The organism is Halapricum hydrolyticum (assembly GCF_025517535.1).
Lineage (GTDB): Archaea > Halobacteriota > Halobacteria > Halobacteriales > Haloarculaceae > Halapricum > Halapricum hydrolyticum.
In genome coordinates, this window is record NZ_JAOPKC010000026.1 from 15,908 (window position 1) to 38,633 (window position 22,726).

A 22,726-nucleotide genomic window follows, 5' to 3' on the forward strand; every position below is an offset into this window, starting at 1 on the left:
GACAGAGCAAAAACCCCATAGTTGTGCATGTGGTACGCTTCCAGCAATAGATGAAAGACGGAGAACTGGACGCTGTCGACCGATCTATTCTTTACTACCTCCAGCAGGACGCACGGCACACGTCTTCGGGTGATATCGCCGAAAAGCTCGATCTGTCCTCGAGCACGGTGCGGACGCGGCTCAACAAGCTCGAAAACAGCGGGATCATCCGCGGCTATCACATCGACATCGACTACGACAGGGCCGGGTACCCGCTGTACACGAAGATCATCTGCACGGCGCCGGTGACCAAGCGAGACGAACTCGCGAAATCGGCCCGCGACGTCCACGGGGTCACGGCCGTTCGGGAGATCATGACGGGCAAGCGCAACGTCTACGTGAACGCGATCGGCAAGTCACACGACGACCTCAACCGGATCGCGGAGGAACTCGACGCGCTCGGCCTGGAGATCGTGGACGAACAGATCATCCGCGACGAGTACGTCTGCTCGTATCACGGCTTTCTCGAAGGCGAGAACCAGGAACAGAGCGAGTGAGGTCACCGGGAACTGCTACACGTGCTCGTCGAGGAAGGCAACGACGTCGGTGTAGGCGTCGATCCGGTTCTCGCGCTTGCTCAGCCCGTGGCCCTCGTCCTCGTAGATCCGCAGTTCCACGGGGACGTCGTTGCCGCGGGCAGCCTCGACGATCCGTTCGGCTTCTCCGACTGGCACGCGGGGATCGTTCGCACCGTGGATGACGAACAGCGGCGCCTCGATCCGATCGGCGCGGTTGGTCGGGCTGATCGATTCGAGGAACTCCCGGTCTTCCTCGAGTGAACCGTACTCGGCCTCCCGGATTGCTCGTCGCCAGGAACCAGTGTTCTCCAGGAACGTCACGAAGTTCGCGATCCCGACGACGTCGACGCCGGCCGCCCACAGGTCGGGATACTCAGTCAGCGCCGCCAGAACCATGAACCCGCCGTAGGAGCCGCCCTCGACGACGAGGCGATCGGGATCGACCGCCTCGTGATCGACCAGCCACTCCGCGCCGGCTCGCAGGTCCCGTACCGAGTCCATGCGCTTTTCGACGTCGTCCAGGTGCGTGTACGCCTTCCCGTAGCCCGTCGATCCCCGGACGTTCGGCTCGAAGACGGCGTACCCCCGCGAGAGGAAGTACTGGGTCAGCCCCGAGAACGAGGGGCGCCGCTGACTCTCGGGACCGCCGTGGACGTCGACGATCACGGGCGTCTCGCCCGGTGTGGGATCCTCTGGAAGCGAGAAGAACGCAGGGATCTCCAGCCCGTCGAAGCTCTCGAAGCGGACGAGTTCGGATCCGACAAACGACTCCCGGGGGATGCCGGCCGTCGGAGCGTGGGTCCAGCGCGTCGTCTCGCCGGTTTCGGTCTCGACCACGTAGACGTTGGCGTTGTCGGCCCGTCCGGTCGCCGTGACAGCGAACCGGTCGGCGTCGTCGCTCCAGGAGACGCCGCCGGCGAGCCCGCCCGGCAGATCCGGTTCGGGGAACTCCCGGATCTCCGTTGGCCCGTCGAGTTCCCCCACCGCGAGTTCGGTGTACCCGTCGACGTTCCGGGAGTAGGCCAGCCGTCCCGACTCCTCGTCCAGGGCGACGCCGTCGACGTTCCAGTCGCCGCCGTCCGCGACGGTCTCAAGCTCCCCCTCGGCGTCCAGGCAGGCCAGATAGAGGGTGTCGGCGTCGCTATCGGTCACGAGGTAGATCCCGTCGCCGTCAGGCCCCCAGCAGGCGCTCTGGTATCGGACCTCTCCGTCGTGTGGAGTGAGGTGAGTCAGTTCTCGGGTGTCGAGATCCAGCGAATAGAGGTCCTGGTCGAAACTGGAGTGGGATTCGACGACGAGCAGGCGATCGTCGTCGGGGCTCCAGCCGGCGAGCGAGAGCCAGCCGTCGCCCTCGTAGACGCGTTCGGCGTCCGTCCCGCGCTCCTCGCGGCCCTGGACGTAGACGTCGAAGACCGATTCGTCGCGGCGGTTCGAAGCGAAGGCGACCCGGTCGCCGTCGTGGCTCCAGCCGCCCCAGCGGTGTTTGGCCTCGGGCATGTCCGTGAGGTGGTGGATCTCCCCGCTCTCGGCGTCCAGTCGGAACAGCTGGGCCCGCTCGTTGCCGCCTTCGTCCATGCTGAAGACGAGTTCCGGCCGCTCGGGCGACCACGAGACGAACCCGACCGATTCCTCGTCGAACGTGCGCTGGCGGGGCCATCTACCCGGTTCGTCGAGCGTCCAGACCTGTGACGTTCCGGTCGTGTCCATCAGAAAGGCGAGCGTTCCGTCGGCCGAAAGCGAGGCGCCGTAGGCGCTACGAACGTTGAGATACCGTTCGAGAGAGAACTGCGCGGTCATCCTCTCGACCGAGGGCCGGGGCCGTCAAAGGCGTTGTGTGGCCGCTCGCCAGTCGACCGCACAGGCGCAAACCTTTCTACGGTCCCGGTACGTACCGTCCTCGTGGTAGTCACACTCGGTCCGTCGCTCGACCCGCTCTTTGTCGCCTACGTCGCCGTCTTCGCGGCCGCCGCGGTGGCCAGTTACGCCAGCGTCGCCGCGACGCCACGGATCGAAGATCCCGACACGCGGCGCGGGCTCGCCGCGCTGTTGCTCACCACTGGCGGCTGGGCAACCGCGCACGTGGGATTTCTGCTCGCGCCCACGGCCGATCTCTCGCTGGGCTTCTACACTGTAGGGCTCATCGTCGGGCTCGCGGCTGTCGGACCGTGGCTGTATTTCACCTCCGCGTACACGGGCCGGACGCTCCATCGCGACCGGAACCTGCAGGTCGCTCTCGTCGCGGTCTTCCTGGTGATCGTCGCCATGAAGGTGACCAATCCCTACCACCACCTCTACTACGAGGCCGCCTTCGTCACCTACCCGTTCCCGCATCTCGCTGTCCGTCACCAGCTGTTCCACTGGCTGGTGCTGGGGCTGACCTACGGGTTATCAATAATCGGCTATTTCATGCTGTTCGAGCGGTTCAGACAGGTCAGCTACGACACCCGACCACTGCTCGCGCTCGTCGGCGTCACCGCGTTGCCGGTCGCCCTCGACGTGGTCGGGTTCGCCACGCCGTATCTCATCGACATCACGTACGAACCGATCGGCGTGGCCGTCTTCGCCGTCGGGCTGTTGTTCGTCTACTTCTATCAGTTCCAGGCCGTCCAGGTGACCGGCGGCCGCGACGAGCCGACGATCCTGCTCGATCAGACGGATCGCGTCCGCGAGTACAACGATCCCGCCGAGTCGCTGTTTCCGTGCCTGCAGGGTGGCGATGCGCTCGGGGAACCGCTGTGGTCGGCGCTACCCGAGGTGGCCGACGCGCTCGAGACGGACGAGTCGATCGTCGCGCTGGAGCGCTCGGACGGCATCCGCTACTATCGCGTCTCCGAGCGTCCCTTCGCGGTCGACCGCCCGCAACTCGGCCGATTGATCGTGCTGCGAGACGTCACCGAGCGCGAGCGCTACCGACGAGAACTCGAACGACAGAACGATCGCCTGGAGTCGTTCGCCAGCATGGTTAGCCACGATCTGCGAAACCCGCTGAGCGTGGCGATGGCACGCCTCGAGCTGGCCCGCGCCGAGCGCGACGACGAACACCTGGAGACCGTCGCCGACGCGCTCGCCCGGATGGAGCGGCTCATCGACGACGTGCTCGCGCTCGCCCGGCAGGGACAGCCGATTGATGAGCCGACGACGGTCAGTCTCGCGACGCTCGCCGAGGACGCCTGGGCGATGGTCGACGCCATTCGTGCCGACCTCGACATCGTCGGCGAGTACACGCTCGCTGCCGATTCCGACCGGCTCCAGCAGCTGCTCGAAAATCTCTTTCGCAACGCTGTGGAACACGGCCCCACAGCCTCTGGATCGCAGGCTCTCAAGGACGCCGTCGAGCATGGCTCGACGAGCCCCGACTCGCAGGCTCGTCGAGACAACGAGGAACGAAGTTCTTCGAGCAGTCGGACGCAGTCCGACGACGCCGTTGAGCACGGCCATCCCGACGCGGACACGGCGGTCACCGTCCGTATCGGTCCGCTCTCGGACGGCGAGGGATTCTACGTCGAAGACGACGGACAGGGGATTCCCGAAAGCGAGCGGGCGAACGTCTTCGAGAGCGGCTACTCCACGGCGACCACCGGCACCGGGTTCGGGCTGGCGATCATCGACGAGATCGTCACCGCCCACGGGTGGGAAATCGAGATTGCCGAGAGCAACGAGGGCGGTGCGCGCTTCGAGATCCGCGTCGACTCCGCGTGACGCCCGTCCCGATCGCCCGTCCCTTCGTTTCCCGTGCACGGGAAACCGCCCGTCTTTTTATCGATCCCACCCCACGTCGGAGATATGCGGGTCGCGTTCGTCTCGATGGAGACGACTCATCACGACGAGAGGCCGGGGACGCGTCGCTTCGAGCGACTCGCCCGCCTGCTCGCCGAACGCGGCCACGACGTGACCGTCTTCTGTGCCCGGACCTGGGACGGCGAACGCGAGACGGCTACCGACGCCGGCGTGATCTACCGCGGGGTGACCGACGCGCCCGCGCCGACGTCGTTCGCGCTTCGACTCCCCTGGGCGCTGGCCCGGTTCGACCCCGACGTGATCCACGCGCTGCCCACGCCCGCCTCGCAGGTCGTCGCCGCGAACGTCGGGGGGACGCTTTCGCGCGCGCCGCTCGTCGTCGAGTTCTTCGGCGACACCGATCCGTCGGAGTCGCGCTGGGCCGGCCGCGCCCTGTCGGTACCCGACCGAATCGTCACACCGTCGGAGATGGTCCGCACCGAACTCCGCGAGCACGGCGTCGCCGACGACCGTCTGCTGACGCTTCCCGAGAGCATCGACATGGAACTCGTCCGTTCGGTCGAGCCGACCAACGACGTCGACGTCGCCTTCGCGCATCCCCTGGACGAGACGGCGAACGTAAAGAGTCTCTTGCTGGGGCTGGCAGAGCTTCGGGACCGTGACTGGTCGGCGACGATCATCGGCGACGGGCCCGCCCGCGAGGAGTACGAGCAGGAGGTCGAAGACCTGCGGATCGGCGACCGCGTCGAGTTCGTCGGCGAGTGTTCCCGCGAGGAGCGACTCTCGATTTACAGAGGGGCACACGCGTTCGTCCAGACTGCGTATCGCGAGCAGTTCGCTACCGAACTGCTGTGGGCGCTGGCCGCCGGCTGTGTCGGTATCGTTGAGTATCAGGCCGAATCCAGCGCCCACGAACTGATCGAGAACTACGACCGTGGCTACCGGGTGACGACGCCACAGCAACTCGCCGACGCGATCGTCGACGCCGGCGAGTTCGAGCACCTCACAGTCGACGACTCGTGGGCCGAATACGACCACGGGACCGTCCTCGAATCGTACCTGCAACTGTATCGGGATCTGCAGGACGAGTACGGGGTTCTGTGACGACGGATCGCCCTCGTCGGATCAGGCGTGCGCCCAGACGAACGGTTTCGCGGCGTCGGCGTCCTCCGCGACGGTGTCGGCGACGGTCTCGGTTCCCTCGACGGTGAACCCGGACGCACGCATGAGCCGCTTCGTCCGCTCGATACCGGGGATGTCCCACCGCATCTCCGCGCCCATCCCCATCCAGTCGTCGTTCCGCCCCACCCAGTCGGTGTGGCCGACGGTGAGTACCACCGGTGCACCGGACCGACACACGCGATGAAACTCCTCGAAGAGGGTCGCGTGGCGCTCCTTCGGAACGTGAATCACCGAGTAAAAGGCCACCAACCCATCGAAGGTGTCACGTTCGAACGGCAATCGGGCCATGTCGCCCCGGACGAACGCCGTGCCAGGGAGCCGGTTGCCAGCTAGCGAAAGCTGTGCCCGCGAGAAATCCAGCCCCGTCACCGTCGCGTGCTCGGCCAGCGCCGTCGTGACCGGGACGCCCGCGCCACAGCCGGCGTCGAGGACGTGTGCGTCCGGCCCCAGTCGCTCTATGAACGCCTCGAGCACCGGGACGTCCGTGTCGTCGCTCGTCCGATGGTCGTCGTACTCCTCGGCGATCTCGTCGTAGGCCTCGCGGACGGCCCGGGACAGGTCCTCGCCCATAGCGGTCGGTCGGGGACGATCGGAAAGTGTCTTGTCCCGGCGTGCAGGGTCGTGGCGTGCTCACTCCCCGCCGAACGACCCGGGATCGTCGGCGGCGGCGACCACGTCCCGGGCGGCAGCGTTCTCTTCGACGTCGTGCACGCGGATCACGTCCGCACCGCGCTCGGCCGCCAGCGCCGTCCCCGCGACGGTTGCGGCCATCCGCTCGTCGGCGTCGAGCCCGACGTGGCCGAATATCGATTTGTGTGAGTGTCCGACCAGCACCGGACACCCGAGTGCCCTAAACTCGCCGATCCTGCCGAGCAACTCGAAGTCCTCTGCGGGCGTCTTCCCGAACCCGATCCCGGGATCGACGAGGATCTGGGAGCGATCTAACCCGGCCTTCTCGGCGAGCAACACGCGCTCTTTCAACTGGTCGATGGCGTCCTCGACGACGTCGTCGTAGTGGACCTCACGGTCGGGATCGACCGGCGTGTCGATGCTGTGCATCACCACGACCGGGACGTCGTATTCGGCAGCGAGATGACGCATCTCGGGGTCTTCCAGTCCCGACACGTCGTTGAGGATGTCCGCGCCCGCCTCCAGGGCGGCCGCCGCAACCGGGGCCTTGCGCGTGTCGATCGAGATAGACACGTTCAGCTCGGCGATCCGTTCGATCACCGGCACGACCCGGTCGATCTCTTCCTCGACCGGGACCGGGTCCGCGCCGGGCCGGGTCGACTCCCCGCCGACGTCGACGATGTCGACGCCGTTGTCGACCATCTCTTCCGCTCGGGCGACGGCGTCCTCGACGGCGTCGTACTCGCCGCCGTCGTGGAACGAATCCGGCGTGACGTTCAGGACGCCCATGATCGCGGTCCCGTCCTCCCAGGGGTAGCCCCGCCGGTCGGGTTCGACGCCGATCCCGAGGTGCTCGCGCAGGCGATCCGCGAACGGCGAGAGGCCGTAGGGCTGGCCGTCGAGTTTCCCGATCAGTCGTTTGAACTGTGCCATCGTCGCCATCATCACGACGTCGAGCGGCTCCTCGTCCTGGTTGTTCAGCCCCGAGACCGCACACTCCCCGCCGAGCGAGAGTAGCTCTTCCTTGAGATACTGGGCCTGACGGGGCTGGACGCGCGTCTTGACCGCGCGGTGGACGCCCTTCCCGCGCATCCGCCAGACGCCCGCGTCGGTGACGTGCGCACCCGCGAGCGTCTCGCGAGCGTCGTCCAGATCGTCGATCCGCTTTTCGATCGTCGCTCGCGTCCAGCGCGTGCGGGCCTCCCGGACGGTGTACAGCGAGCCGGACACAAGGACGGCGTCGTCCGAGTCGGCGGCCTCGAGTGCCATCTCCAGTGCGCCCGCCACGTCAGAGCGCGTCTCGACCGTCGCATCGGGATGCTCGCTCTCGAACGCGGCCGCGACGACCGTCTCGTCTTCGGCCCGATCGACATCTGCCTGGCAGGCGACGACGTGGTCGGGTTCGGGCAGAGCAGCGGCGATCCCCAGGTGGTCTTTCTCGACCATCGCACCGACCACCAGGTGGAGGTCGTCGTACGCGAACTCGCCGAGCGTCTCGGCGACCTGCTCGCAGCCGCCGGGGTTGTGCGCCCCGTCGAGGACGATCAGCGGCTCCCGGCTCATCACCTCGAACCGGCCGGGCCAGTGGGCGTTTCGCAGCCCCGTCGCCAGCGTCGCCTCGTCGACGTCGGCGACCTGCCGAGCTAGCGTCGCGGCGACGCCCGCGTTTCGAGCCTGGTGTGCGCCCGGTAGCGGTAGCCGCGTCTCGACGTGGAACCCCTCGCCGTCTAGTTCGACCTGTCCGTCTGTGCCTACCACGCCGCCATAGGTGAACGTCGTGTGGGCGTCGCTCTCGTCGACGGTCACGACATCGCCGGCGACCTCACCGATTGCCGCGCGTGCGGATCCGGTCGCGCCGGTCACAATCGGGGCCTCCTCGGGTGCGACGTGGGCCTTGTCGCGTGCGATCTCCTCGACGGTCTCGCCCAGTAGCTCGGTATGTTCGAGGCTGACGCTGGTGACGGCGCTGGCGACCGGGTCGACGACGCTGGTGGCGTCATAGCGGCCGCCGATCCCGACCTCCAGGACCGCAACGTCGACGTCGGCGCGGGCGAACTGCCACAGCGCCAGCACGGTCAGCGTCTCGAAGAACGTCGGCGATTCTCCCTCCGCTGCTCGCCCGGTCACGTACGGCTGGATCCGCTCGACGAACTCGACCAGCGCCGCCTTCGGAAGCTTGCGACCGTCGATCGTGATCCGCTCGCGCACGTCATCGAGATGGGGCGAGGTGTACAACCCGACGGAGAGTCCAGCCTCCCGCAGCGTGGATTCGAGCATCCGGGCCGTCGAACCCTTGCCGTTCGACCCGGCGATCTGGACCGCCCGCACGTCCTCGTGGGGGTCGCCCAGTTCCGACAGCAACGCCTCGGTGGCGTCGGTCTCGCGTCTGGGCGGGAACCGACGGAGCTCCAGACAGAAGTTCGCCGCCTCGTGAAAGTCCATGCCTGTTGGATCCGGGGCCGGTCGCTTTAGACTGTCGAACCTGGAAGTTCCGGCGTTCGGCGTCGTCGGTGTCCGGTCGACGGCTACGCTTCCAGTTCGTCTTCGCCGACGAGTCGACGCACGAGCACCTGGAAAGCCAGTCCGACGACCGTCGCGACAGCCTCGGCGTCGGGTGCCGGCTCCGGCTGTTCTTCCTTCCGTTCGACGTCGACGATCTCTTCGTCCCCCTCGGTCGTCTCCTCGGATTCGTCCTCGCCGAGCAATCGACGCACGACTGCGGCCAGCACGGCCAGCGCGGCCCCGCCGACCGAGACGCCGAGCAGCGCTTTCCTGGCCTGTTCGCGCCGTGACGGCGCCTCCTCCTCTTCAGGCTCGTCTTCGTCGTCGCCTCCGGTCTCGTCCACGCTGTCGTTGGCCGCTTCGTCGGTCGGCCCGCTTTCGTCTCGCGTGTCTGCAGTCGGTGGAGCCACGTCCGGCCGTTCGATCGGCTCGTCGAACGAGTCCGGCGGCTCGGGTTCGGACTCGCCGCCGATGCCCGGCACTCGGTCCAGCGAAAGGTTCGGCAGTCGATCCGTGATGTCTCCGCGGTCCATACCGTCAGTATCGCCAGCCAGCGTGATATAGCCCGTGCCCCGTCCGATACTCGACGGCCGCAAACGACGCCTGCTGGACCCGGAGACGCGGCCCCGAAAAAGTTGAAAACGGTTCCGCTTGCAGGGGAGAGCATGGTGATCGGTTCCCTCGTTGCCACTGGTCGTCGTCGCGTAACGAACTCTGGTCTCCGGCGTCTCGACACCACCGATGGTCGAGCGGAGTGAGCCCGGGAGCGTCGGCGTCGTCGCCGGCCGCGTCGTGGGCGTACTGACGGTCGCACTGACCGTCGTCGCCCTGCTGACCCACCAGGAGACGTTCTACCGGAGCGTCCGGCTGGTGCTCGCGGGGCTGGAGAGCGATGTCGGTCTGCCGGTCGAGCTACTCTTCTGGGGTGACGTGCTCCTCGTGGCCGCCGGTCGCTACGCGTTCTCGTACGTGCTCGGATCGCTTCTCGGTGTGCTCTACGACGGGCTCGATCGGCCGGGAATCGTCTTTCTGCTGATCGTCGTCGTGCTGATCGGCACCGTGGACGGGGTCTACGCTGCCCTGAGCGCGCGTAACGCCGTCGTCGGACTCGGCTTCCTCCTGGCGTGGCTCTCGTACGTGCCCGTCTTCGCGTGGCTGTTGGAAGACGAACAGACGGATCGGGGGCCGACGCGTCTCTGACTGTCGGCTGCCGTCCTCACCCGGGTCGATGACGAAGTTGTGACGAAGTGGTGGGTCGGTCGTATTCGAGCCTACTCCTGGCTTTCGAGGGCTTCGACCTTCTGTTCGAGAACGGCGAGCCGGTGGTACAGCTCACCGACGACAAATCCACCTATCAGCCCGACGATGGCTCCGACGGGACCACCGACGACGAACCCGAATGGCGAAAAGATCAGGGCCGGACCCATGAGTCGCGCACTTTTCGAAGTCATCTTACACGATAGTGATACTTGAACGGCAGTGATAAAATCCCGTGATCTCAGTTCCAAAGAAATGCTGGGCAGTCGTGCGTATCGCGCGTTCTACCGGCTCGGGCCTGAAATTCCCCGAAGCGGGCTCGCTCCCGTGCAGTGGCAAGCCCCTCCGGGAGCGTGCGCCGACAGCATCAGACGACTGCCAGTCCCCGCGGGAGAAGCTCCTGATACCGCTGCTGCCAGTCGACGGGCAGGCGGTGCCAGCCGTCGCCCGTGGGCGACCGGAACAGGCCGTGGTTGGTCAGCGCGTAGAACGCGCCGTCCGGCCCCGTCGCGAGCACCGCCCGCGCGAGGCCGTCCGGACCAGCGAGCCCGTCCATCGTCAGCTCCCAGCGATCGCCGACGCGCCGATAGACATAGCTCTGTCCGTCGGGGTCGTGTGCCCGGTGGGCGCTGGTGGCCGCCGAGACCAGCACGTGCTCCGGATTTCCGGGATCGACAGCGACGCTCCAGACGTATCGATGCTCGAGTCCGGCCTGGAGAAACGTCCAGGTGTCGCCGCCGTCGGCCGACTCGGCATACCCGTCCCCTGCTGCGACGTACACTCGTCCGCGCTGTCTGTCCCCTCCACTGGTCGCGATCTCGTGGACATCTCGCGGCGCGTCCGCGGGTCGGTCCTGCCAGGTCTCCCCGCCGTCGGCGGTCCGGACGAGCGCGCCGGCCTCGATCCCGACGTAAATCCGTTCTCGGCTGTGGGGGTCGGGCTCGATCCACCGGACGTGGTGAGTTCCCGGTCGCGGCGGGAACGACCACTCGCTCGAGGACGGCAGGTCCGTCAGCCCCGACTGCCGGCTCCAGGTTTCGCCAGCGTCACCCGACCGATACACCGCGCTCGGCTCCGTCCCGACCCAGACCACGTCCGGGTCGTGCGGCGAAACCGCCACTGCCGTCACCGATCCCGGTGCGTCGGCCAGCCAGGCTCGATCGAACGACCGGCCGTCCTCGGTGCCTCGCCACAGCCCCGACCCGGCCGCGCCGACGAACACTCGCTGCGGCCGTGCCGGCGACGCCGCGAGCGCCTGCAGCTCCCGTCCCTGGAGCCGGACGGCGGTCCGCCACGATCCCGACGACCCCCGAGCGGCGAGCACGCGGTCGTCCAACGCCGCGTAGACTGTCGGCATACCGGCTCAACGTAGCCGACTGACAAGAAATAGGGGGTCGGTAACGAGCGTCGCGGCGGCCAGTCCACCTGTTGTCGGCAGGTATCGACCGCCCCATCGTCGGCACCTCCCGACATCCGCCCCATCGTCGGCACCTCCCGACATCCGCCCCATCGTCGGCAGGTATTTATCCGCGCCCGTGCCGGACACGCGTATGTCCTATCGCCGTACGTCCTCCCCGTTTCTCACCGGCGTTCTCGTCGGGGTCGGCGTCTGGATCGCCGGCTATCTCTTCGCGCTGGTCCTCGTCGCCGTCGTGCAACCGCCTGCGACCGAACACTTCGCCGTTCCTGGGTATGCGGGAGCGATCTACGTGTTCGGTGCCGTGCTCGCCCTGCTGTCGCTGTCCGGTGAGTCGCCCCCGCTGTTACTGCTCTCCCCCGCGTTCGTCGTCCTGCTCGTCGCCGTCGCCGGCGGCGCGATCGTCCCGGTCAGGGCCGACCGACTCGACAGCGGCTGGGTAGCGGCGAAAGCCGGTGCGACCGTCGGAATCGGGGTCTGCCTAGCGACACTCGCGGCGCTGGCGCTATACCTGCTCCCGTCGACGCCGGTCTCGAACACGCCCGTGTCACTGCGCTACGTCGCACTCCTGTTCGGCAACCTCCTGTTGCCCGCTCTCGCAGGTGCACTCGGCGGCGCGCTCCAGCACGCGGTCGCAATGCGACAGTCCTAGAGCAGGTTTTTGCCGCCGCCGTCCATACCCCGGATATGGCCGAGTCCGAGTACCAGCCCGGAGCGTGCAACATCGGCGGAGCCGAACAGCGAAAGCGTCGCCTGCTGGGATACGCGAGTTTCGCCGTCGCGTTCGTCTACATCGCAACGGTCCTGATCGCCGGCTACCCCGAGACGTACCTCCTCGGGAGTTTCATCTTCCTGTATGGCGGTATCCTGGGCGTACTCCAGGCACAGCGACAGTTCTGTGCCGGCTACGCGATGGCCGGTCGCTACGGATTCGACGACGCCGAGGGAGCCGTCGAAGACGAAAAGGCCCACTCGCAGGACGTCCGGCAGGCGCTGATCCTCACCGGGAAGGCCCTCGCCGCCACTGTGTTTCTCGTCAGCGTCATCTACGGTGCTGCGGTCTCGGTGTGACGGTCGTGTATGAGAATCCTCATCCGCTGGCAAGAGACCACCATCGCTCGGCAGGCACTCGACCGGTCGAAACGATTATTGGCCATACTATCGTCTAGTAACGTTACCACGTGACATGCCCGACGACTCGATGCGGGACGATTCGGCGTCAGCGGATCCGATAACCGACGCGATCCTCTCGGAGTCGGCCTACGAGCGGCTCCGTTATACCGAGGGCGTCATCACCGTCCCCGTCTCACGGGTTCTGATCTACCAGGCTGTGTTGCTCGCGTTACTGGCGACTATCTTGCCGCTGTACGCGTTCTATCCGCCGTCGGTCGGTGAGTACGTACCGACGTTCGATCCGTTCCTGGCGACCCCGAAGCTGCTCGTGCTGGGGGTGGTCGGCTGGGTGACCGAAGTCACGGCCGCCCTGTTGCTGGCCGGGCTGTGGTGGTACCGGCGACGCCGCGGGCCGCTGACGGAAGCGCAGGCTCGGACGGTCTTCGACGTCGAGCAGATCGCCGCCGGGCTGTCGATCGTCACCGGCGGCCTGGCGATCGTCGTCACCGTCGGGCTCGTCTCGCTGGGCGTGTTCGGCGGATCGACGATGGCGATCTACCTGGAACGCGTCGCAGGGACGGACGTCTTCGCACAGACCACTGGCGTCTCGATCGGCCACCTGTCGGTACTGTCAGTTCTGGGCTGTCTCGTCGTCCTCGCTATCCGAACTGTTCTCGGACAGGAAGCTGATTGATTGTCCTTGCCGTTCGGACTGTTCTCGGACGCGACGCCCGCTGATCGCCCTCGATAGCCGACTGACTTCTGGACCGGGCTCCGGTTGACCGTCCCCGGACGAACAACCGACGATCAAAACATCTATATTAGAGAAAGACAATATAAGAGATAGTTAATATGGATGGCAATGTCGAGACGGCGACCGAGGATACGGCCTGCTGTGTGCCGGTCGGAGCGGTCGACACCGGGGCGCTGGCGGCGGACGTCGAGTTGCTGTCGGCGATGGGCAACGACACGCGATACGAACTACTGCGGCGGATCGACGGCGCGGGCGGCGAGGTCTGCGTCTGTGACCTCGAATCGGCCGTCGGCGTCAGCCAGAGTGCCGTGAGCCAGGCGCTCTCGCGGCTGTACACCGCGGGGCTGGTGACGCGACGGAAGGACGGCAACTGGCGATATTACGGGTTGACCGACGAAGCCGAGCGGCTGCTGGCGACGCTGGACGCGGTCCGAGGGGATCGCCAATGACAAACGACGAAAGTGCGGTTCGGCGGCTGGTCCGGGATCGTTACGCCGACGCCGCGAGCGAGGGATGCTGTGGCGGTACCGAGACGTCGTGCTGTGGCGGCGACGACGGCACCAGTGATACAGCCAGCGACGCTGCCGAGATCGCCCGCGAGATCGGCTATGACGACGAGGCGATCGAGACCGTCGACGGCGAGGCCAACCTCGGACTGGGCTGTGGCAACCCGACGGCGATCGCCGACCTCGAGCCGGGCGAGACGGTCCTCGATCTGGGCTCCGGCGGGGGTTTCGACTGCTTTCTGGCCGCCCGGGAAGTCGGGCCCGAAGGCAGGGTCATCGGCGTCGACATGACGCCGGAGATGATCGAGAAGGCCCGTGCGAACGCCCGAGCGAACGACGCCGGGAACGTCTCGTTCCGCCTGGGCGAGATCGAACACCTGCCGGTCGCCGACGGTGTCGTCGACACCATCATCTCCAACTGCGTGGTCAACCTCTCGCCGGCGAAAGACCGGGTGTTCGAGGAGGCTTATCGGGTCCTCCGGCCGGGCGGTCGACTGGCGATCACCGATCCGGTCCGGACCGATTCGCTTCCAGAGAGTGTCCGCGAGGACCCCGGATCGCTGGCAGGCTGTATCAGCGGCGCGGAGTCGCCCGAGCGGATCGCGAGCCTGCTCGAAGCGGCCGGATTCATCGATATCCGCGTCGAACTCGACCCCGACAGCCGAGAAGTCATCGACGAGTGGCACGACGAATACGACCTCGGCGGATCGCTGCTCTCGGCGCGGATCGAGGCCGAGAAGCCCGTCGAGTGACGCCGTTCAAAAACAACCTCGACCTCACTGCGTTCAGTCGAGTGAAACGCGCCACAGGCGCGTACGTTCACTGCTCCGCGCAGTAATCCACGAAGTTCCGCAGAATCCGAAGACCGGTCTCGCCGCTCTTTTCCGGGTGAAACTGGGTTCCGAAGACGTTGCCAGCCTCGTTAGCGACGACGCTGGCGAAGTCGGTGCCGTAGTCGGTCGTCGTCACGACGGCGTCGGGATCGTCGGGGTCCGCGTAGTAGGAGTGGACGAAGTAGGCGTACTCCCCGTCGACGCCCTCGACGAGCGGGTGTTCGCGCTCGACGGACAGTTCGTTCCAGCCCATGTGGGGAATCTTGCGATCCCCGGTGAACCGGCGGTTCGCTCCCGGGATCAGGTCTAGCCCCTCGACGTCGCCCTCGCCGGCGTGTTCAGCCTCTTCGCTCGTCGTGAGGAGCATCTGCATGCCGAGACAGATCCCGAACAGCGGCTTGCCGTCCTCGGCGAGTTCGATCAGCGTCTCCCGGAACGGGCCAGCGTTGTCCATTCCTTCGGAGAACGCGCCGACGCCGGGGAGGACGACCCCGTCGGCGCCCTCGAAGTCGGCGGGATCGTCGCTGATCTCGACGTCTGCGCCGGCGCGTTCGAGCCCCCGCGTGACGCTGCGGAGGTTCCCCAGGCCGTAGTCGACGACGACGACCTCGGCTGCGGTCTGTCGCGTGCTGCTCATACACGTCGTTGGTGGAGTGTCGTCAAGTCCCTTTCCGTTCGCGCAATCGACGTTCCACTCTCGTACTCAGAACTCGCCGAGTCTCGCCTGGTCGCCGCCGTCGGTGAACTCGGCGGCGCGCTCGATCGTCGCTTCGAACGTTGCCTCCTGACTGCGATCGTACAGCGTCGCGGCCGGGTGGACCGAGACGAGGACGCGCCGGGTCTCCCCGGCGATCCGCACGTCGAACAGCTCGCCCGCCTCGCCCGTGACGGCCACGTCTCGTCCGAGCAGGTGCTCGCTCGGCACTTTTCCGAGTGTGACGATCACCTCGGGATCGACGCGGTCGATTTCCGTCTCGAGATACCCCCGGCAGTTGTCGAGTTCTTCGCTCGTCGGATCGCGGTTCTCGGGCGGGCGACACCGCACGCAGTTAGTGATCCGGACGTCCGCCCGCACCAGTCCGGCGTCGCGCAGCGCGTCGTCGAGGACGTCACCGCTGCGGCCGACGAACGGCTCACCTTCCTCGTCTTCCTGTGCACCCGGAGCCTCGCCGACGAACAGCAGATCCGCGTCCGCCGGGCCGACGCCGTTGACGATCCGACTCCGCGAGTCGACGAGGTCACCACAGCGCTCGCAGTCGGTCACGCGTAACTTCTCGTCCATGCCACCGGTTGCGCGCTCGGAGGGTATGAACCCTCACGATTCGCGCCGGAACACGTCGGCAGCCCTGGCGGCCTCCCGAGCGACCCGAAGTGGCTCGGGTCGCCCACCCTCCGGCGTGAAGGCGCGCACGACGCGCTCGGCGTCCTCGGCCGAACACCCGACAGCCCGGACGTAGACTGTCTCGTCGTCGAGATCGACCGCCCGCCGCGGTGGCTGGTCGCGATAGGTCTCCAGCCGGCGTGCGAGCGCCTCGCCGTCGAAAGCGTCCCGAAGGGCGGGCTCCAGCCCCCCGCTCTCCTCGAAAGAGACCGACAGCACCGGCCGCTCGACTGCCTCCGCGATCGCGTGCAGATCCAGCAAGTTGTACCAGGCAGGGGCGATCCCGGCCAGCAGGACGTGCCGAACGTCCGGGCGATCCAGCCGTTCGATCAACTCGATCACCGACGCGGTCGCGTCGCTGCCGCCGACCGTACACTGTTCGAAAACGAAGCCGTCGACGACCCGGTCGGCACGCACGACCGCGCCGGCGAGCGTGCTCGTGTCCTCGCGATAGGACTCGGCCACGCCGAGGGCGCGAACCCCCGGCTTCATGGTGATTTCGAGGCGATGCTTCCCGGTCCGGTCACGTCAGGTGTTCTCCTTGATGTCCGAGAGACGGTCGATCAGTTCGTCGTTCGAGGCCGTGAACTCGAACTCGACGTCGCCGTCGTGGGCGTTTTCCTCGGCAGAAAAGCCGTCGTCGTCATCGAGGTCCGTGTCGTACTCCTGGTTCTCCTGTTCGGATTCGTCGTAGCTCCCGAACCCCATGTTCGTCTAGGTATGTGTGTTCGCGTGCAAAAAATGTCGTTGAAAATTGTCTGTATGTATGGGGTGGAAATAGATCAGTGGTGCTGGTTTCCCGCGATTGACGGCTTGTTTACAAGCGGTCTAGGAGAATGCCTCGGGGCTTGACCCCGAGGCGATTCACTGACAGTCGACAGTATCAAGCCCGTCACGGCCCTGTCCTCGCCCATGGACGTGTACAACGTCACGGCCGACGCGGAGACGTTCACCGCCAACGCGTATCTCGCAGTCGGCAAGCAGACGACGCTGGTCGATGCGGGCGCGATGGAGGGCGTCGCCGACGCGATCGCGTCCCGCACGGAGGAGCTCGACGCCGTCGTCCTGACCCACCAGCACGGCGATCACGTCGCCGAGCTCGACGCCGTCGTCGAGGCGTTCGACGTCGACGTGTACGCCTACGACGATCACCCGCTCCGGACACACGCGATCGACGACGGCGACACGCTCACCGTCGGCGACGAGTCCTGCGAGGTCGTCTACACGCCGGGCCACGCCGACGATCACGTCTCGCTCGTGGGCCCGTCGTCGCTGTTCAGCGGTGACGTCGTCGTCCACGACGACGGTGCCTTCGAGTACGGGAGTTTCGGCCGGACCGACCGGCCCGGCCAGTCCCGCGAGCGACTCATCGAAAGTATTCGTCGGCTGCTGGATCGGATGCCCGACGGCGTCGAGCACATGTACGCCGGCCACGGGTCGATCTTCCACGGCGACGTCCGTGATGTCGTCGAGACCGCACTCGAACGGGCCGAAAAGCGCGAGCCGAAATATCCCGACTGAGAATCAGGGCCCAACGTTCAAGTCGATTCACACGAACCGCCCGATGAGCGGGATATGCCGTCGGTCCTCGCGGATTTCACTGGCCGGTTCAGCGTCGCCGGGTCCGAGCGCGACAGTCCGGTCGAGGGGCGGGTTCTCCTCGGCGAGGAGCAACTGGTACTGGCAGCCAACGCGGACGATCGGGAGACGATCCCGCTGACGGGAGTTTTCGACGTCGCGAGCGGGAACGAGGCCGCACTGGTCGATCCGATGCCGGGGACGCCGGTGACGATCGCCTACAGGAGCGGCTCGGATCGGGCGACGGCCGTCGTCGCCGCCGAGAAGTCGGCGGTCGAGAAGTTCACCGGAGTGCTGTTCAAGGCGCTGCTCAACGGAACGCCGGTGTCGATCAAGCACCCGGCGAAAGTCGGCGGTCGCGTTCTCGACGCCGAGTTCGTCGGTGGACTCCTCTCGCTGAAAGCCGGCGGCGTCGTCTTCGATACCGAGGAAGGACCGGTGACGGTGCCGCTCTCGTCGATCGTCGATTTCGATCGTGGAACGCGGCCCGTCGACGGTCAGGAGCGACCGGCAGTGGTCGTCGTTCACATGGACAACGGGCAGGCGCTGACGACCGTCGCAGCGACCGACGCCTCGCGCGAACTGTCGCTTCTCGGTCGCTACCTCCGCCGGACGTACGACGACGTGCTGGAATCGCTGCAGGACCTCTCGCTCAGTGAACGCGAGACGGAGGCACTCGCCGCGCTGTACTCGACCGGCGACGGCATCTCCTTATCAAGCGTCATCGACGCCGACTCACAGGCCGTCAGGCGAATCCTGCACGCGCTCCACGAGAAGGGACTCGTCAAGTCCGGCGATAACAGCCCCGTCCTGACCGCCAGGGGGCAGATCGTCGTCAACCAGTACCTCGAACGGGTCAACGAGTAGGAAGACTCGCCTCCGGAGCCGTCGAGACGACCGGCACGATCCACCGACTCATAGTGATTACTGTAAGTCTGTTCCGGGTCGATCGCACGAAGTAGTGCGGTCGTACCGGTAAATCGTTACAGTAATCACTATCACACTGCCGGCTGTAAATTCGGAAGGAGATTCGCTACCTCGGGGGACGAATCATTTCGAAATGATACAGCCGGCAGTATCAACGACCCGTATTCGATCGAGAGAATATCCTGCTTTCCGGTGGCGATCAACCTGCCAGGGAGGGCGGAGCCGACGCCGATTCAGCCGACTCATTGACTACCGGACATGCGACGGGCTCGCCCCTCGTGAGCGCCTCGTGGATGAGTGCTTTCCCTTCCTTGCTCCCGACCGCGTACTCGTCGCCGACGAATACGATCGGTACCGGCCCTCGGTCTCTCTGTGCCACGTCAAATCGGTCGTAATACGACATGAGCAACTCGGCGGACTCCGTCCTTACGTTGTACTGTTTGACAGTAATCTCCCGCTCCTCCGCCACGCTTTCGAGATACGCCTCGACCTCCGCACAGTACGGACACCCCGGCGCGTAGAAGAACACGACACACACATCTGCTGTTCCGTCCACTGTAGTGGCCGATTGCACGTTGTCGATCGGCTCCCCGGAGCCCGGGTCCCCGGGCTGGTTCTGGGCGACCGCGACCACGCCCACGACCGCGACCCCCATGACTGCGGCGACGACGATGATCCGCGTGATCTCCGATGCCATCCTTCCGGTAAAATTGGCCGCTTCCCGCCGATAATCTATCGGTTTCCCGCTGGCGTCGACGATCAGAGCCGGTGCGGTCACACGACTCCGACGACCAGCGCGACGCCGAGCGTGAACAGGATCGTTCCGGCGACGAAGTGGAGCCGTTCGATGCTCTCCTCGCGCCAGCCGCTGATCTGCTCGACGGTGGCGAAGCCGCCGTAAACCACGAGCGTGATCGCGACCATCGGCAGGACGAATATCAGGTTGTAAATGGCGAGCAGTGCGAGCGCCGCCGGCCAGGTGTAGGGGGCCAGTATCCCGCCAGCGACGAGATACGGGCCCGCCGTGCACGGCAACAGGAAGAGCGTCACGACTGCACCTGCCAGAAACGAACCGACGACGACCGATCGGAATCGCCAGAGCGGGTCGGTCAGATACCGCTGCATCGACGGCCGCCAGGAGTAGGGCACCTCGACGACGAACCCGCCGGCTCCGTGGCTGATCCAGTCCTTGAAGTTCAACAGCCCCATGACAATAGCGAAGACGCCGAACAACCGTTGCAACCCCTCGAACTGAAGCGAACTCACGGTTTCGGTCGCCGACTTGAGTCCGAACACCAGCAACGTGCCCAACATCACGTAACTGACGAATACCGCCGCGACGAACGAAAGCCCCGCCCAGAGCGTCTTTCGTCGCTGCTCTGGATGGCGCGTGAGAATCGTCGTCAGCAAGATCAGCAAGACCGCGAGCGCACAGGGATTGACCGCGTCCGCGAGCGCCAGCCCCGTCAGCGTGCTCGCCGTCTCGACGCCGGCGATCAGGACGCTCGCGGCCGCGAGTCCCGCGACGACTGCGATGCCACCCGCCAGCTGAAACGTCCGGGTTCGCATACTCTTCGTCAGCCAGTTTCCGAATATACCGGAAATAGTTACCGATACCGTCGTGAACCAGCCGTCACCCGTGTCGTCTGTCCACCGACCGTCTCGCCTTCAGCTCGTCATCCGTCTGCTGGTCGCCTCCACTTCGTCGCTCGTCGTTCGTCACTCGATCGGCTGGGCGAAGCCGTAGCGCGGCTTCACGTCGTCGACCCGCACGGTGACGGTTTCGCCCTCCTCGACGCCCGAGACGAAGACGGTGAATCCGTCGATCTTCGCGATCCCGTCGCCGTCCCGGCCGGTGTCGACGATCTCCACCTCGCGGGTGTCGCCCTCGCGGACGGGAGCGGTGAGCCGCCCCTTCCCGACAATGTAGACCTCCGAAGAGGAATCGCGGGTCGCGTCCGGGCGGACGCGGCGGGCGTACTCGAACTCCCGCTCGACGTCGGCCTCGAAGTCGTCGAGATCCTGGCCGTCGAAGACCTTGGCGACGAAGTCCCCGCCCGAGTCGAGCAGATCCAGCGCGACCTCGAAGGCCTGGCGAGCCAGGTGGACCGACCGGGCGTGATCGACGCTGTACTCGCCGGTGACGTTCGGTGCCATGTCCGACATGACCAGGTCGGCCGGACCACCGGTTTCGTCGCCAGCGCCGACGCGCTCGCGGATCTCGGCCTTCGTGTCTTCGTCGGTCATGTCCCCGCGGACGTACTCGACGGTCGCCTCGGGCTCGTCGAGGGGATCGATCCGCTGGCGGTCGACGCCGACGACGGTTCCCTCGGGACCGACACGCTCGGCAGCCACCTGCAGCCAGCCGCCGGGGGCTGCGCCGAGATCGATCACGGTGTTGCCCTCGCCGAGTAACCCCGCAGCCTCGTCTAGCTGCTTGAGCTTGTAGGCCGAGCGGGCGCGATACCCCTCCTGTTTGGCCTTGTTGTAGTATTTGTCTTTTCCTGTCATGGGTATCTCCCCCCGCTCGATGTCGAAACCGAAAGCGAATTCGCGTTCATACACGGTGAAACGCGGTCGAACCTGAAATGCACGTCGGATGGACTGTCGCCGACACCGATCCTGTCACCATTCCCGCTCAGAGTCTATCGCGTTGGGTTCGCAAGAACTGGATCAGTTCGTCGATATTACCCTCCGGGAGTTCCTTCTGCTGGAACACGCCCTTGAACGAGTCAGCGAACTCGTCGCTTTCGAGTTCCGCCAGCACGCGTTCGATTTGCTCGGCCAGCTGGCTCGGATTCCCGCGATGGATGTGTTGTTCGATGCTGTCGAGATCTGCCTCGGAACCGACGATCACCAGATCCCGCGCATCCGCGAGCCGACCGCTGTGGAGCTTGAGCGCGAACAGCAGCGCCGGCTCGGGAATCCGAGCTGTCAGACTCTCCGCTACTTCGAGTGACTCGACGATGCTGTGTTCGTGGAGATAGCGGTACGACCATTCCGCGTCGGTCTGCCGACAGCGGAGTGCGCCGACGAGGGCGTCGAATTCGACCGCGTTGTCACCGACGGATTTTTTGTACCGGACGATTCGTCCCTCGTACACGTTTGCCACGTCGTTATCGAACACTTTGCTGTACCCCAGCTCGCCGAGGAGGGCGTCGTACGCGTCGAGTTCTGTTTCAGGGAGCACTAAATCGACATCAGTGGTGAATCGGGTCTGAAACGCCGAGATTGCCCAACCTCCGACGAGTACGTACGGTAGTTCTTCATCCTGTACGGCGCGGTGTGTGTCGATAAGTTCGGCTTGACGCTCTTGGAGGCTCATTATGGGTGGTTCAGTCAGCAGCCATCTGGTCGTGGTGTCTCGCGTCGATGTCCACGTCGTGTTCGTCGGCGATCATCTCCAACGCCGGTTCGTACGCCGGCCGGGTCTCCATCATCTGACTGACCGCGTCGTCCAACGGAATCACGGGATTGCCGTCGACCCACTCAACGTCGATGTCCGCTGCCTGCGGGAACAAGACGTAGTGGACGCTCCCGTCGACATCGGCCGCGTCCGGGCGTTCACCCACGGTCGTGTCGACCCCGAACCGCTCGAAGAACTCGATCCACCGATCGACATCGCGCTCGTGAACCTCGATAAACACAGGGTAGTCGTCGTGACCTCTGGCGATCTGGAATCCACCGTGTGTCCAGACGTAGGTGGCATCGATCTCCGTGTAGGCAAACTCCATCCCGGCGAAGTGCGGGATCACGTACGCGTCCTCCTGTGAAACTTCGTCGCGGCTGTACAACGTCCCCATCATCTCCTCGTAGCGCCGTCGCATCTCATAGTCACGGACTCGAATCCCGTTATCGGTATTTGTGATAATTTCTGCGCCGTCCAATCGGTTGATCCAGTCGTAGACCCACGAATACGACGTGCCGATCTTATTCGAAATCCGGTTGATAGAATCCCCACGCTGTGCCGCCAAGACGATCTCCGCAGCGGTGGGATTCATGAAGTCGGTCATCGTCATTGTCCATCTAGTTATCTCGAACGAGATGATAGCTGATGAATCTATCGGCGGATTCTGAATGGGGAAAGAAACGGTTTACCACCGATGAGTTGTATCGCCTCCAGCACACGAGTTTGTCGAGGCGCTGGACGAGTCTTGGGGAACCGAATCGTAGTTTGAGAACCTCGTAGCGAGTCGGAGTATCGCCACCGGGATATACTCGGGCGAGAATCGAACGTGCTGAGGTTCAGTTAGTACTCAGCTTTGCACGTTGAAGTAGGAGCGTGACGTAGGCGGTAGCAAGGACAGATGATGCCGATTACGGACTTTCTGTCGTGCACGCGCGTGTTCGA

26 protein-coding genes are annotated in these 22,726 nt (G+C 65.5%); 11 read left to right on the forward strand and 15 right to left on the reverse strand.

Annotation, left to right across the window (positions count from 1 at the left end; all coding sequences use genetic code 11):
- The first annotated feature begins 50 nt into the window (after positions 1 to 50).
- A complete protein-coding gene (locus OB916_RS14980; RefSeq protein ID WP_315910106.1) occupies positions 51 to 536 on the forward strand; it encodes an Lrp/AsnC family transcriptional regulator in 486 nt (161 codons plus the stop codon).
- 15 nt (positions 537 to 551) lie between these two features.
- On the opposite strand, the gene OB916_RS14985 is transcribed toward OB916_RS14980, so the two are convergent.
- Positions 552 to 2,354 carry a S9 family peptidase gene (locus tag OB916_RS14985; protein WP_315910107.1) on the reverse strand — a complete coding sequence of 601 codons (1,803 nt, stop codon included), beginning with the start codon at positions 2,352 to 2,354 and terminating at the stop codon, positions 552 to 554.
- A 102-nt stretch (positions 2,355 to 2,456) separates the two neighbouring features.
- On the opposite strand from OB916_RS14985, the gene OB916_RS14990 reads away from it, so the two are divergent.
- Both OB916_RS14990 and OB916_RS14995 read left to right on the forward strand, forming a co-directional pair.
- Positions 2,457 to 4,256: a sensor histidine kinase gene (locus OB916_RS14990; protein WP_315910108.1), complete on the forward strand. Its 1,800-nt coding sequence runs from the start codon at positions 2,457 to 2,459 to the stop codon at positions 4,254 to 4,256.
- An 84-nt stretch (positions 4,257 to 4,340) separates the two neighbouring features.
- Entirely contained in the window at positions 4,341 to 5,399 is a 1,059-nt protein-coding gene (locus OB916_RS14995) for a glycosyltransferase family 4 protein (protein WP_315910109.1), read from the forward strand.
- Positions 5,400 to 5,420: 21 nt separating this feature from the next.
- Here OB916_RS14995 and OB916_RS15000 read toward each other — a convergent pair whose 3' ends face one another.
- The 3 genes from OB916_RS15000 to OB916_RS15010 all read right to left on the reverse strand — a co-directional run bounded on the left by OB916_RS15000 (position 5,421) and on the right by OB916_RS15010 (position 9,142).
- On the reverse strand, positions 5,421 to 6,047 hold the full coding sequence (locus tag OB916_RS15000; protein ID WP_315910110.1) for a class I SAM-dependent methyltransferase: 627 nt from the start codon (positions 6,045 to 6,047) through the stop codon (positions 5,421 to 5,423).
- 60 nt (positions 6,048 to 6,107) lie between these two features.
- A complete protein-coding gene (gene folP, locus OB916_RS15005) occupies positions 6,108 to 8,549 on the reverse strand; it encodes a dihydropteroate synthase (protein ID WP_315910111.1) in 2,442 nt (813 codons plus the stop codon).
- An 83-nt stretch (positions 8,550 to 8,632) separates the two neighbouring features.
- Positions 8,633 to 9,142 carry a hypothetical protein gene (locus OB916_RS15010; RefSeq protein ID WP_315910112.1) on the reverse strand — a complete coding sequence of 170 codons (510 nt, stop codon included), beginning with the start codon at positions 9,140 to 9,142 and terminating at the stop codon, positions 8,633 to 8,635.
- Positions 9,143 to 9,350: 208 nt separating this feature from the next.
- On the opposite strand from OB916_RS15010, the gene OB916_RS15015 reads away from it, so the two are divergent.
- Positions 9,351 to 9,809, forward strand: a complete 459-nt coding sequence (locus tag OB916_RS15015) for a hypothetical protein (RefSeq protein WP_315910113.1) — start codon at positions 9,351 to 9,353, stop codon at positions 9,807 to 9,809.
- Positions 9,810 to 9,880: 71 nt separating this feature from the next.
- Here the strand turns inward: OB916_RS15015 and OB916_RS15020 are convergent, their stop codons facing one another.
- Together OB916_RS15020 and OB916_RS15025 are read right to left on the reverse strand one after the other, a co-directional pair.
- Positions 9,881 to 10,060 (reverse strand): hypothetical protein, encoded by a 180-nt coding sequence (locus OB916_RS15020; RefSeq protein ID WP_315910114.1) that lies wholly within the window; start codon positions 10,058 to 10,060, stop codon positions 9,881 to 9,883.
- Positions 10,061 to 10,233: 173 nt separating this feature from the next.
- Positions 10,234 to 11,223 (reverse strand): WD40/YVTN/BNR-like repeat-containing protein, encoded by a 990-nt coding sequence (locus OB916_RS15025; RefSeq protein WP_315910115.1) that lies wholly within the window; start codon positions 11,221 to 11,223, stop codon positions 10,234 to 10,236.
- A 193-nt stretch (positions 11,224 to 11,416) separates the two neighbouring features.
- Here OB916_RS15025 and OB916_RS15030 point away from each other — a divergent pair, with 193 nt between their 5' ends.
- From OB916_RS15030 to arsM, 5 genes are all read left to right on the forward strand, one after another.
- On the forward strand, positions 11,417 to 11,935 hold the full coding sequence (locus OB916_RS15030; RefSeq protein WP_315910116.1) for a hypothetical protein: 519 nt from the start codon (positions 11,417 to 11,419) through the stop codon (positions 11,933 to 11,935).
- Between the two features lie 35 nt (positions 11,936 to 11,970).
- Positions 11,971 to 12,354 (forward strand): hypothetical protein, encoded by a 384-nt coding sequence (locus OB916_RS15035; protein WP_315910117.1) that lies wholly within the window; start codon positions 11,971 to 11,973, stop codon positions 12,352 to 12,354.
- 115 nt (positions 12,355 to 12,469) lie between these two features.
- Entirely contained in the window at positions 12,470 to 13,090 is a 621-nt protein-coding gene (locus tag OB916_RS15040; protein ID WP_315910118.1) for a hypothetical protein, read from the forward strand.
- Positions 13,091 to 13,248: 158 nt separating this feature from the next.
- The gene (locus tag OB916_RS15045; protein WP_315910119.1) at positions 13,249 to 13,599 is read left to right on the forward strand and encodes an ArsR/SmtB family transcription factor; all 351 of its coding nucleotides are present in this window, start codon (positions 13,249 to 13,251) and stop codon (positions 13,597 to 13,599) included.
- Positions 13,596 to 14,408 carry an arsenite methyltransferase gene (gene arsM, locus OB916_RS15050; RefSeq protein WP_315910120.1) on the forward strand — a complete coding sequence of 271 codons (813 nt, stop codon included), beginning with the start codon at positions 13,596 to 13,598 and terminating at the stop codon, positions 14,406 to 14,408. The genes OB916_RS15045 and arsM overlap by 4 nt, the downstream gene beginning before the upstream one ends.
- Before the next feature lie 67 nt (positions 14,409 to 14,475).
- Here arsM and hisH read toward each other — a convergent pair whose 3' ends face one another.
- The 4 genes from hisH to OB916_RS15070 form a co-directional block, all read right to left on the reverse strand.
- Positions 14,476 to 15,126 (reverse strand): imidazole glycerol phosphate synthase subunit HisH, encoded by a 651-nt coding sequence (gene hisH / locus OB916_RS15055; protein ID WP_315910121.1) that lies wholly within the window; start codon positions 15,124 to 15,126, stop codon positions 14,476 to 14,478.
- Between the two features lie 66 nt (positions 15,127 to 15,192).
- Positions 15,193 to 15,771 carry a uracil-DNA glycosylase gene (locus tag OB916_RS15060; RefSeq protein ID WP_315910122.1) on the reverse strand — a complete coding sequence of 193 codons (579 nt, stop codon included), beginning with the start codon at positions 15,769 to 15,771 and terminating at the stop codon, positions 15,193 to 15,195.
- 33 nt (positions 15,772 to 15,804) lie between these two features.
- Complete coding sequence (locus OB916_RS15065) at positions 15,805 to 16,362, reverse strand: endonuclease dU (protein ID WP_315910123.1); 558 nt, start codon at positions 16,360 to 16,362, stop codon at positions 15,805 to 15,807.
- A 36-nt stretch (positions 16,363 to 16,398) separates the two neighbouring features.
- Entirely contained in the window at positions 16,399 to 16,578 is a 180-nt protein-coding gene (locus OB916_RS15070; RefSeq protein WP_315910124.1) for a DUF5786 family protein, read from the reverse strand.
- 204 nt (positions 16,579 to 16,782) lie between these two features.
- Between OB916_RS15070 and OB916_RS15075 the strand changes: the two genes are divergently transcribed.
- Both OB916_RS15075 and OB916_RS15080 read left to right on the forward strand, forming a co-directional pair.
- Positions 16,783 to 17,391 (forward strand): MBL fold metallo-hydrolase, encoded by a 609-nt coding sequence (locus OB916_RS15075; RefSeq protein ID WP_315910125.1) that lies wholly within the window; start codon positions 16,783 to 16,785, stop codon positions 17,389 to 17,391.
- A gap of 54 nt (positions 17,392 to 17,445) precedes the next feature.
- The gene (locus OB916_RS15080; RefSeq protein WP_315910126.1) at positions 17,446 to 18,315 is read left to right on the forward strand and encodes a CheF family chemotaxis protein; all 870 of its coding nucleotides are present in this window, start codon (positions 17,446 to 17,448) and stop codon (positions 18,313 to 18,315) included.
- A 259-nt stretch (positions 18,316 to 18,574) separates the two neighbouring features.
- Here the strand turns inward: OB916_RS15080 and OB916_RS15085 are convergent, their stop codons facing one another.
- From OB916_RS15085 to OB916_RS15105, 5 genes are all read right to left on the reverse strand, one after another.
- Positions 18,575 to 19,153, reverse strand: coding sequence for a glutaredoxin family protein (locus OB916_RS15085; protein WP_315910127.1), 579 nt, complete (start codon positions 19,151 to 19,153; stop codon positions 18,575 to 18,577).
- Positions 19,150 to 19,944 carry a cytochrome c biogenesis CcdA family protein gene (locus OB916_RS15090; protein ID WP_315910128.1) on the reverse strand — a complete coding sequence of 265 codons (795 nt, stop codon included), beginning with the start codon at positions 19,942 to 19,944 and terminating at the stop codon, positions 19,150 to 19,152. Before OB916_RS15090 ends, OB916_RS15085 begins: the two co-directional genes overlap by 4 nt.
- A 150-nt stretch (positions 19,945 to 20,094) precedes the next feature.
- Complete coding sequence (locus OB916_RS15095) at positions 20,095 to 20,886, reverse strand: 23S rRNA (uridine(2552)-2'-O)-methyltransferase (RefSeq protein WP_315910129.1); 792 nt, start codon at positions 20,884 to 20,886, stop codon at positions 20,095 to 20,097.
- A gap of 127 nt (positions 20,887 to 21,013) precedes the next feature.
- Positions 21,014 to 21,700, reverse strand: a complete 687-nt coding sequence (locus tag OB916_RS15100; RefSeq protein WP_390884093.1) for a hypothetical protein — start codon at positions 21,698 to 21,700, stop codon at positions 21,014 to 21,016.
- Positions 21,701 to 21,710: 10 nt separating this feature from the next.
- The gene (locus OB916_RS15105; protein WP_390884095.1) at positions 21,711 to 22,376 is read right to left on the reverse strand and encodes a helix-turn-helix domain-containing protein; all 666 of its coding nucleotides are present in this window, start codon (positions 22,374 to 22,376) and stop codon (positions 21,711 to 21,713) included.
- Positions 22,377 to 22,726 lie beyond the last annotated feature (350 nt).

Coding starts and splice junctions, on each gene's coding strand:
- OB916_RS14980 (WP_315910106.1), top strand. CDS start 51: ATGAAAGACGGAGAACTGGACGCTGTCGACCGATCTATTCTTTACTAC.
- OB916_RS14985 (WP_315910107.1), bottom strand. CDS start 2,354: ATGACCGCGCAGTTCTCTCTCGAACGGTATCTCAACGTTCGTAGCGCC.
- OB916_RS14995 (WP_315910109.1), top strand. CDS start 4,341: ATGCGGGTCGCGTTCGTCTCGATGGAGACGACTCATCACGACGAGAGG.
- OB916_RS15000 (WP_315910110.1), bottom strand. CDS start 6,047: ATGGGCGAGGACCTGTCCCGGGCCGTCCGCGAGGCCTACGACGAGATC.
- folP (WP_315910111.1), bottom strand. CDS start 8,549: ATGGACTTTCACGAGGCGGCGAACTTCTGTCTGGAGCTCCGTCGGTTC.
- OB916_RS15010 (WP_315910112.1), bottom strand. CDS start 9,142: ATGGACCGCGGAGACATCACGGATCGACTGCCGAACCTTTCGCTGGAC.
- OB916_RS15015 (WP_315910113.1), top strand. CDS start 9,351: ATGGTCGAGCGGAGTGAGCCCGGGAGCGTCGGCGTCGTCGCCGGCCGC.
- OB916_RS15020 (WP_315910114.1), bottom strand. CDS start 10,060: ATGACTTCGAAAAGTGCGCGACTCATGGGTCCGGCCCTGATCTTTTCG.
- OB916_RS15025 (WP_315910115.1), bottom strand. CDS start 11,223: ATGCCGACAGTCTACGCGGCGTTGGACGACCGCGTGCTCGCCGCTCGG.
- OB916_RS15030 (WP_315910116.1), top strand. CDS start 11,417: ATGTCCTATCGCCGTACGTCCTCCCCGTTTCTCACCGGCGTTCTCGTC.
- OB916_RS15035 (WP_315910117.1), top strand. CDS start 11,971: ATGGCCGAGTCCGAGTACCAGCCCGGAGCGTGCAACATCGGCGGAGCC.
- OB916_RS15040 (WP_315910118.1), top strand. CDS start 12,470: ATGCCCGACGACTCGATGCGGGACGATTCGGCGTCAGCGGATCCGATA.
- OB916_RS15045 (WP_315910119.1), top strand. CDS start 13,249: ATGGATGGCAATGTCGAGACGGCGACCGAGGATACGGCCTGCTGTGTG.
- arsM (WP_315910120.1), top strand. CDS start 13,596: ATGACAAACGACGAAAGTGCGGTTCGGCGGCTGGTCCGGGATCGTTAC.
- hisH (WP_315910121.1), bottom strand. CDS start 15,126: ATGAGCAGCACGCGACAGACCGCAGCCGAGGTCGTCGTCGTCGACTAC.
- OB916_RS15060 (WP_315910122.1), bottom strand. CDS start 15,771: ATGGACGAGAAGTTACGCGTGACCGACTGCGAGCGCTGTGGTGACCTC.
- OB916_RS15065 (WP_315910123.1), bottom strand. CDS start 16,362: ATGAAGCCGGGGGTTCGCGCCCTCGGCGTGGCCGAGTCCTATCGCGAG.
- OB916_RS15070 (WP_315910124.1), bottom strand. CDS start 16,578: ATGGGGTTCGGGAGCTACGACGAATCCGAACAGGAGAACCAGGAGTAC.
- OB916_RS15075 (WP_315910125.1), top strand. CDS start 16,783: ATGGACGTGTACAACGTCACGGCCGACGCGGAGACGTTCACCGCCAAC.
- OB916_RS15080 (WP_315910126.1), top strand. CDS start 17,446: ATGCCGTCGGTCCTCGCGGATTTCACTGGCCGGTTCAGCGTCGCCGGG.
- OB916_RS15090 (WP_315910128.1), bottom strand. CDS start 19,944: ATGCGAACCCGGACGTTTCAGCTGGCGGGTGGCATCGCAGTCGTCGCG.
- OB916_RS15095 (WP_315910129.1), bottom strand. CDS start 20,886: ATGACAGGAAAAGACAAATACTACAACAAGGCCAAACAGGAGGGGTAT.
- OB916_RS15100 (WP_390884093.1), bottom strand. CDS start 21,700: ATGAGCCTCCAAGAGCGTCAAGCCGAACTTATCGACACACACCGCGCC.
- OB916_RS15105 (WP_390884095.1), bottom strand. CDS start 22,376: ATGAATCCCACCGCTGCGGAGATCGTCTTGGCGGCACAGCGTGGGGAT.